The 8,124-nt window shown below is 65.7% G+C and carries 7 protein-coding genes and 3 pseudogenes; 9 read left to right on the forward strand and 1 reads right to left on the reverse strand.

Translation table 11 applies throughout. The features are described from left to right. Positions 1 to 13: 13 nt before the first annotated feature. Entirely contained in the window at positions 14 to 142 is a 129-nt protein-coding gene (locus tag ACWNCF_RS04330; RefSeq protein WP_449406155.1) for a hypothetical protein, read from the reverse strand. A gap of 354 nt (positions 143 to 496) precedes the next feature. Between ACWNCF_RS04330 and ACWNCF_RS04335 the strand changes: the two genes are divergently transcribed. From ACWNCF_RS04335 to ACWNCF_RS04375, 9 genes and pseudogenes are all read left to right on the forward strand, one after another. Beyond that, the gene (locus ACWNCF_RS04335; RefSeq protein WP_449406156.1) at positions 497 to 1,318 is read left to right on the forward strand and encodes a glycosyltransferase family 4 protein; all 822 of its coding nucleotides are present in this window, start codon (positions 497 to 499) and stop codon (positions 1,316 to 1,318) included. An 18-nt stretch (positions 1,319 to 1,336) separates the two neighbouring features. Continuing rightward, a complete protein-coding gene (locus ACWNCF_RS04340; RefSeq protein ID WP_449406157.1) occupies positions 1,337 to 1,921 on the forward strand; it encodes a hypothetical protein in 585 nt (194 codons plus the stop codon). 181 nt (positions 1,922 to 2,102) lie between these two features. After that, complete coding sequence (locus ACWNCF_RS04345) at positions 2,103 to 3,296, forward strand: heparinase II/III family protein (protein WP_449406158.1); 1,194 nt, start codon at positions 2,103 to 2,105, stop codon at positions 3,294 to 3,296. A gap of 38 nt (positions 3,297 to 3,334) precedes the next feature. Further along, entirely contained in the window at positions 3,335 to 4,033 is a 699-nt protein-coding gene (locus tag ACWNCF_RS04350) for a UDP-N-acetyl glucosamine 2-epimerase (protein WP_449406159.1), read from the forward strand. Between the two features lie 81 nt (positions 4,034 to 4,114). Next, the gene (locus ACWNCF_RS04355) at positions 4,115 to 4,450 is read left to right on the forward strand and encodes a UDP-N-acetylglucosamine 2-epimerase (protein WP_449406161.1); all 336 of its coding nucleotides are present in this window, start codon (positions 4,115 to 4,117) and stop codon (positions 4,448 to 4,450) included. Positions 4,451 to 4,779: 329 nt separating this feature from the next. Beyond that, on the forward strand, positions 4,780 to 5,217 hold the full coding sequence (locus tag ACWNCF_RS04360) for a WecB/TagA/CpsF family glycosyltransferase (protein WP_449406160.1): 438 nt from the start codon (positions 4,780 to 4,782) through the stop codon (positions 5,215 to 5,217). A 133-nt stretch (positions 5,218 to 5,350) separates the two neighbouring features. Continuing rightward, positions 5,351 to 6,350, forward strand: a pseudogene (gene galE, locus ACWNCF_RS04365) (UDP-glucose 4-epimerase GalE). An 18-nt stretch (positions 6,351 to 6,368) separates the two neighbouring features. Continuing rightward, positions 6,369 to 7,501 (forward strand): annotated as a pseudogene (locus ACWNCF_RS04370) (sugar phosphate nucleotidyltransferase); the annotation flags it as partial. A 33-nt stretch (positions 7,502 to 7,534) separates the two neighbouring features. Then, positions 7,535 to 8,055, forward strand: a pseudogene (locus ACWNCF_RS04375) (sugar phosphate nucleotidyltransferase); the annotation flags it as partial. Positions 8,056 to 8,124: the final 69 nt, after the last annotated feature.

Below are 8,124 nucleotides of genomic sequence, written 5' to 3' on the forward strand. Positions count from 1 at the left end.
TTGTGTACCTCGTTCAGTTACGTATTGCTAAGGTTAAAACGGAGGAGTTAGTTGGATGATCCAGCACCTGGGTGGGGGCGATTCCACGCGGGCCGAACGGCAAGTTCGAGTTCATCGCGATCGAGAGTTGAACTGTGCGCACGGCGGAAAAATCATGATGTATTATCGAAATATTGTCCATTTAGTAAGGGTCTCTACCTTGTCACAAGCAGCGCAGCGGGGGATGACGACCTTGGGGGCGGGCGCGTGAAAGCGCCGGCGCCGCGGGTCCTGATGGTCGGCACGGCGCTCGACGGCAGGGGCGGGGTGGCGGCGGTGGTCTCCGCGTTGCGCCGGCATGGACTGTTCGAGCGCGAACGCGTGCGCTATGTGGCGACCCACCGCGACGGCACGCCGCTCGTGAAGGCGCGCGGCGCGTTGTCCGGTTTGTGGCAGACGCTCGTCGCCGCCTGCGTGGGCGGGCATCCGGCGATCGTCCACGTGCACGCGGCCTCGCATGCGAGCTTCCTGCGCGAGTCGCTGCGTGCTGCTGGTCGCGCGCCGGGCCGGCTGCAAGACCATCTTTCACTTGCACGGCGGGGGCTTTCGCACCTTCGCCACGGAGGAGTCGGGCACCTTGCTGCGGCGCTGGATCCGCCACACGCTGGAAGCGGGCTCGCTCGTGATCACGCTGTCGGAAGGCTGGGCCCAGTTCGTGCACGCGTTCGCGCCGCGCGCGCGCGTGGCCGTCGTGCCGAATTCGGTGCCGCTGCCGGACCTGCCGGCGCGGGACCAGTCGATGCCCGGCCGCATCCTGTTCCTCGGCCGGCTGGAAGCGGCCAAGGGCGTGTTCGAATTGCTGGAGGCGGGCGCGCGCATCGTGCGCGAGACGACCGGGCCGAGTCCGCTGCGGCTCGTGTTCGGCGGCGACGGCGATACGCAAGGCCTGCGCCGGCGCGCGGCCGACCTGGGCATCGCGGAGCGGATCGAGCTGCTTGGCTGGGTCGGGCCGGCCGAACGCGACGCCGAACTGCGCAAGGCCACCGTGTTCTGCCTGCCGTCCCACGCGGAAGGGCTGCCGATGTCCATGCTCGAGGCGATGGCGGCGCGCAAGGCCGTCGTGGCGACGGCCGTGGGCGGCATTCCAGGAAACCCTGCGCGACGGCGACAACGGCTTGCTGGTGCCGCCGCGCGACGAACAGGCGCTTGCCAGGGCGCTTGCACGACTCCTGGGCGATTGCGCCCTGCGCGACCGGCTGGCGGCACGAGCGCGCGCAACCATCGAACAACAATACTCAACCGAGGTGGTGTGCGGGAAGTTGTCCGCGATCTACCGTGAACTGGCGGGGACATAATGATGAGCGAAGCGACAGGGATGGTCTGGCTGGTCAACCGTTTGCGCTGCATGTCCGTGGCCGAGGTCGGCTACCGGATCCGCCAGGCGGCGGTCACGCGCGTGGCGAAACGCCTGCGCGCCCGCGCCGCGCCGCCGCTGCCGCGCGCCCGCACCTTCAACCTCCACGGGGCGCTCGCCGTGCCGCCGGCGGAACGCGACGCGCTGCTGGCCGACGCCGACAGCATCTGCGCAGGCCACGTCGTCCTGTTCGCCAACCGGCGCTTCGATGTCGGCATGCCGCCCGTGTGGAACCGCGATCCGGACAGCGGCGTCGTCGGTCCGGGCATCTACGCGGGCGACATCGCGATCACGAACCGCGAACAGGTCGGCGACATCAAGCATGTGTGGGAACTGAACCGCCACCTGCACCTCGTGCGCCTCGCACAGGCCTGGACCTGTACCTCCGATGTCGCGTGGCTGCACGCGCTGCAGCCCAGGAGCTGCGCAGCTGGCTCGACCAGTGCCCGCCGCTCGTCGGTCCCAACTGGACGAGCTCGCTGGAACTGGGCATCCGCCTCATCAACTGGGGCCTCGTGTGGCAACTGATCGGCGGCGAGGGCAGCGGCCTGTTCCAGGGCGAGGAAGGGCAGCGCCTGCGCGCCGACTGGCTGGACAGCATCCACGCCCACTGCAGCGCGATCGCGCGCCACCTGTCGCGCCATTCGTCGGCGAACAACCATTTGATCGGCGAACTGGCCGGGCTGTATGTGGGGGCGTCGATCTGGCCGTGCTGGAAAGCGTCGGGCGCGTGGCTGGAACAGGCCGGGGCGAGCTGGAACACGAGGCGCAGGCCCAGTTCTCGCGCGACGGCGTCAATCGCGAGCAGGCCTTTGCCTACCATGTGTTTTCGAGCGAATTCCTGTTCGTGGCGGGGCTCGTGGGCCAGGCCTGCGACCATCCGTTCTCGCGTGCCTACTGGGCGAGCCTGCAGCGCGCGCTGCGGTTTCTCCGTTCCGTGCGCGACGTGGGCGGCAATGTGCCGATGGTGGGCGACGCCGACGACGGCATCGTGTTCCGGCTGGATGCCCCCGGCGGCGACCGCGCCGGCCAGTTGCTGGCGCTGGGCGACGCCGTGCTGCGCCGCATGGCGCCGGCGCACCCCGGCGTGCGCTGGCTGCTGCACACGCTGCCCGGCAAGCGGCCGGAGGCGGACCCGCACGAGTCGGACACGGGCTGGGCCTTCCCGGACGGCGGCTATCTGCTGTTCGGTTCGCATTTCGGCGAGCGCGACGAGGTCAAGGGCATGGTCGACTGCGGTCCGCTGGGCTATCTCGGCATCGCCGCGCACGGCCACGCGGATGCGCTCGCATTGACGCTGTCCGTCGGCGGCGAGGAGTGCCTCGTCGATCCGGGCACGTATTCGTACTGGCAGGAACACAAGTGGCGTGACTACTTCCGCGGCACGTCGGCGCACAACACGGTGCGCATCGACGGGTTCGACCAGTCGCTGTCGGGCGGGCGCTTCATGTGGCTGAAGAAGGCGCGGGCAGCCATCGAACGCATGCCGCAGTCGCCGTACGAATTCGACTTCCGCGGCTCGCACGACGGCTACGAACGCCTGGCCGATCCCGTGCGCCACATGCGCAGCGTGCGTTACGATGCTGCCAGTGCGACGCTCACCGTGCGCGACGAGATCGCTGCAAAGAAACATCACCAGGTCGAACTGTTCTGGCATTTCGCCCCCGGCCTCGACGTCCGGCTGAACAGTGCCGGCCTGCACGTGCGCGGCAAGCGCTTCGCGCTGCAGATGCATGCGCACGGCGCGGACCTCAAGCTGGAACTGGTGCGCGGCAACGAAAATCCGCCGCTCGGCTGGTATTCGCGCTGCTATGAACACAGGCAGCCGTGCGACGTTTTAAAGATCAGCACCGTATCGTCCGCCGTCCCGGTCGAGTGCAAGTTTACAATAACGTTTTTCTAACACCGTTTTTCCATAACTAAACCTAGGGATTGTTTCAAATGCTCATTTATCTGGTCGCAGGTGCCCGCCCCAATTTCATGAAGATCGCGCCGATCGTGCGCGCGCTGCAGGCGCGTCCGGATGCGCCGGCGTTCAAGATCATCCACACCGGCCAGCACTACGACCGCGAAATGAACGACGTGTTCTTCGAAGAACTGGGCATTCCGCAGCCGGACGTGTTCATGGCCGCCGGCGGCGGCAGCCACGCCCAGCAGACGGCCAAGATCATGATCGGCTTCGAGGAACTGTGCACCGCCACGCGCCCGGACGCCGTGCTCGTCGTGGGCGACGTGAATTCCACGCTGGCCTGCTCGATCGTCGCCAAGAAGCTGAGCATCCCCGTCGCCCACGTGGAAGCCGGCCTGCGCAGCTTCGACATGGCGATGCCCGAGGAAATCAACCGCCTCGTCACGGACAGCATCTCCGACTGGTTCTTCGTCACCGAACCGTCGGCCGTGGAGCACCTGCGCCGCGAAGGCAAGAAGGATGACGCGATCCATTACGTCGGCCACGTGATGGTCGACAACGTGCTGTACCAGGCCGACAAGCTCGGCCACGCGGACGCGTCCGCGCGTTCGAGACGAGCGCCTGGAAAGCCGCGCGCGCGCAGGCCGGCCAGCGCTACGGCGTCGTCGCCCTGCATCGTCCCAGCAACGTCGACGACGCGGCCACGTTCACGCGCATCGCCGGCGCGCTGAAGGAGATCGCGGTCGACCTGCCGCTGATCTTCCCCGTGCACCCGCGCACCCGCGCCGAACCTCGAGAAATTCGGCATCGACCTGGGCCCGAACGTCACGCTGGCCGGTCCGCAGGCCTACATGGCGTTCCTGAACCTGTGGAAGGATGCGGCGGTCGTCCTGACGGACAGCGGCGGCCTCCAGGAAGAAACGACGGCGCTGGGCGTGCCGTGCGTGACGATCCGCGAGAACACGGAACGTCCCGTGACCGTGGACGAAGGTTCGAACGTACTGGCCGGCACCGATCCGGCCGCCATTCTGCTCGAGGCGCGCAAGATCCTGCGCGGCGAGGGCAAGCAGGGCCGCCGGCCGCACCTGTGGGACGGCAAGGCGGCCGAACGCATCGTGGACGTCCTGACGAAGGAAATCCGCGGATAACGCAATGAGGCAGGCATGAACGAGCGCATCACGCTGATGGGGTGTTCCATCGACAACCTGACGATGGAAGAGACATTGCAGACGGTCGAGGGCTTCATCCATACGGGGCGGCCCCATCAGCACGTCGTGGTCAACGTCGACAGAGCTGGTCAAGGCCAGCCGCGATCCGGAACTGCGCCGGATCATCAACGACTGCGCGCTCGTGAATGTCGATGGCATGCCGGTCGTGTGGGCGTCGCGCCTGCTGGGCCGGCCGTTGAAGGAGCGGGTCGCGGGCTGCGACCTGTTCGAGGCGCTGATGCGGCGCGCCGGCGAGAAGGGCTGGGCGCGTGTTCCTGCTCGGCGCGAAAGAGGAAGTGGTGAGCAAGGTGGCGTCCACGTACCGGCACAGATACCCGAACCTGGTGCTGGCCGGCCACCGCAACGGTTACTGGAAGGGCGAGGCGGAAGAAGCGGAGGTGGTCGAACAGATCCGCGCCGCGCGTCCCGATTCGTTGTTCGTGGCGATCAGTTCGCCGAAAAAAGAGCAGTTCCTCGGCCGCTGGCAGGCCGAGATGAAGGTCCCGTTCGCGATGGGCGTGGGCGGGACCTTCGACGTGGCGATCGGCCACGTCAAGCGCGCGCCGCTCTGGATGCAAAGGTCCGGGCTGGAATGGTTCTACCGTTTCCTGCAGGAGCCGCGCCGGATGTTCCGTCGTTATTTTATCGAGGACATGGCCTTCATCTGGCTGTTCCTCAAAGAGTTGAAGTTGAAGGGCGCACGATAGCGCCCACGAGGTTGCAGCTACACCAAAACACCAGACAGGGATGGCACCGGCACCGAGCCGGCGCCACAACATAACGATGCGCGCCGGACCCGGGTCACGGCGGCAGCAACACTTTTGAGAAAGAAGAACATTCATGAAGATTCTCGTTACTGGCGGCATGGGTTACATCGGTTCGCACACCGTCGTGGAACTGCAGAACGCCGGCCACGACGTGGTCGTGTACGACAACCTGTACAACGCGGTGCGTTCGGTGCAGGACCGTGTGCAGAAGATCAGCGGCAAGCCGTTCGAATTCGTCGAAGGCGACATCCGCGACCGCGCGGCCATGGAAGCCGTGTTCGGCGCGCACAAGATCGATGCCGTGATCCACTTCGCCGGCCTGAAGGCGGTCGGCGAATCGGTGGCGCAGCCGCTGCGCTACTACGACAACAACGTGTACGGCAGCGTCGCGTTGTTCGAGACGATGGCCAAGTTCGGCTGCAAGACCCTCGTGTTCTCGTCGTCCGCCACCGTGTACGGCGATCCGGCCTCGGTGCCGATCAAGGAGGATTTCCCGCTGTCGGCCACCAATCCGTATGGCCGCAGCAAGCTGATGATCGAAGACATCCTGCGCGACGTGTTCAAGGCCGAGCCGGACTGGCGCATCGCACTGCTGCGCTATTTCAACCCGGTCGGCGCCCACGAAAGCGGCCTGATCGGCGAGGAGCCGAACGGCATCCCCAACAACCTGGTGCCTTACATCGCCCAGGTCGCCAACGGCCAGCGCGAAAAACTGTCCGTGTACGGCGGCGACTATCCGACCCCGGACGGCACCGGCATGCGCGACTACATCCACGTCGTCGACCTGGCGATCGGCCACGTGAAGACGCTCGACAAGCTGGCGAAGGGCGACGGTCTCTACACGTACAACCTCGGCACCGGCAATGGCAACAGCGTTCTTGAAATGGTGCACGCGTTCGAGAAAGGCCTGCGGCAAGCCGATCCCGTACCAGATCGTCGACCGTCGCCCGGGCGACATCGCCAAGTGCTACGCCGACCCGACGAAGGCGCGCGAGGAACTCGGATGGACCGCGCAGCGTGACATCGCCCAAATGTGCGCCGATTCCTGGCGCTACCAGACTACCCCAAAATAAACGTATGAGGACCGAACCATGAAAGCGATGATTCTTGCAGCAGGCAAAGGTACGCGCGTACGTCCGTTGACCTATGACCTGCCGAAACCGATGATCCCCGTGCTGGGCAAGCCCGTGATGGCCTACCTGATCGAGCATTTGCGCAAGCACGGCGTGACCGAGATCATGGTGAACGTCAGCCACCTGCACGAAAAGATCGAGGAATACTTCGGCGAGGGCGAGCAATACGGCGTCCAGATCGGCTATTCCTTCGAAGGCTATACGAAGGAAGACGGCGAAGTCGTCGCGGTGCCGATCGGCTCGGCCGGCGGCATGAAGAAGATCCAGGAATTCGGCGGCTTCTTCGACGACACGACCATCGTCCTGTGCGGCGACGCGCTGATCGACCTCGACCTCAAGGCGGCCTGGTGGAGCACCGCCGCAAGGGCGCCATGGCGTCCGTCATCACGAAGGAAGTCCCGTGGGACAAGGTGTCGAGCTACGGCGTCGTCGTGACCGACCAGAACGGCCGCATCACCCAGTTCCAGGAAAAGCCGAGGCAGGAAGACGCGCTGTCGAACTTCATCAGCACGGGCACTCTACATCTTCGAACCGGAAGTGATCGACCTGATTCCGTCGGGCGTGGAATTCGACATCGGTTCCCAGCTGTTCCCGCTGCTGGCCGAGAAGGGCATGCCGTTCTATGCCCAGGGCCGGCCGTTCAACTGGCTGGACATCGGCAGCGTGAGCGATTACTGGGAAGTGCTGCAGAACGTGCTGACTGGCGAGGTCAATCATATGGACGTGCCGGGCATCCAGATCGAGCCCGGCCTGTGTACCGGGCTGAACACGAGCATCGACTGGCGGGGCACCACGATCAAGGGGCCGTCTACATCGGTTCCGGCGTCAAGATCGAGGCCGGCGCGACGATCGTCGGGCCGACCTGGATCGGCCACGGCAGCCATATCTGCGAAGGCGCCGAGGTCGTCCGCAGTGTCCTTTTCGGGTGCACGCTCGGCGTGCTGAACGACGTGACATTGCACGAAATGATCGTGTTCAAGGATTACAGCATCGACCGCGCCGGCGAGATGAAGCACTCCTCCGACTACAGCTCGTCGGAATGGCTGAACGCGCGCGACCGCCGCCGCAGCCGGCGCACGGAACAGGCGGAAGAAACAGACAAGTCAGTTCGAGAAAGCCAACGCATGAAAATTTACCCAGTCATCCTCTCCGGCGGTGCCGGTGCCCCCGCCTGTGGCCGCTGTCGCGGGCAGTCATGCCCAAGCAGCTGCTGCCGCTGGTGACGGACAAGACGATGCTGCAGGGAAGCACGGCGCTGCGGGTCCGCGGCTGGCCGGGGTTGATGGCACCACTGGTGGTGTTGCGGCAACGAGCACCGCTTCCTCGTGGCCGAGCAGATGCGCGACATCGGCATCACGCCGCACGGCATCCTGCTCGAACCGGCGGGACGCAACACGGCCCCGGCCGTGGCGGCGGCCGCGCAATACCTGCACGCGCAGGATCCGGACGCCGTGATGCTCGTGCTGCCGGCCGACCACGTGATCGAAAAGACGATGCGTTCCGTGTCGCCGTCGAGCGTGCCGCGGCCCAGGTCGGGCAGGGCGCACTGGCCACGTTCGGCATCGTGCCGAGCGGCCCGGAAACGGGCTATGGCTACATCCGCCGCGGCGAGCCGCTGCCGGGCTGCGACGACTGCTACAAGGTGCTGGATCATCCAACTAACTCCTCCGTTTTAACCTTAGCAATACGTAACTAACGGTGCCAGACATAACAG

The organism is Massilia phosphatilytica (assembly GCF_977014125.1).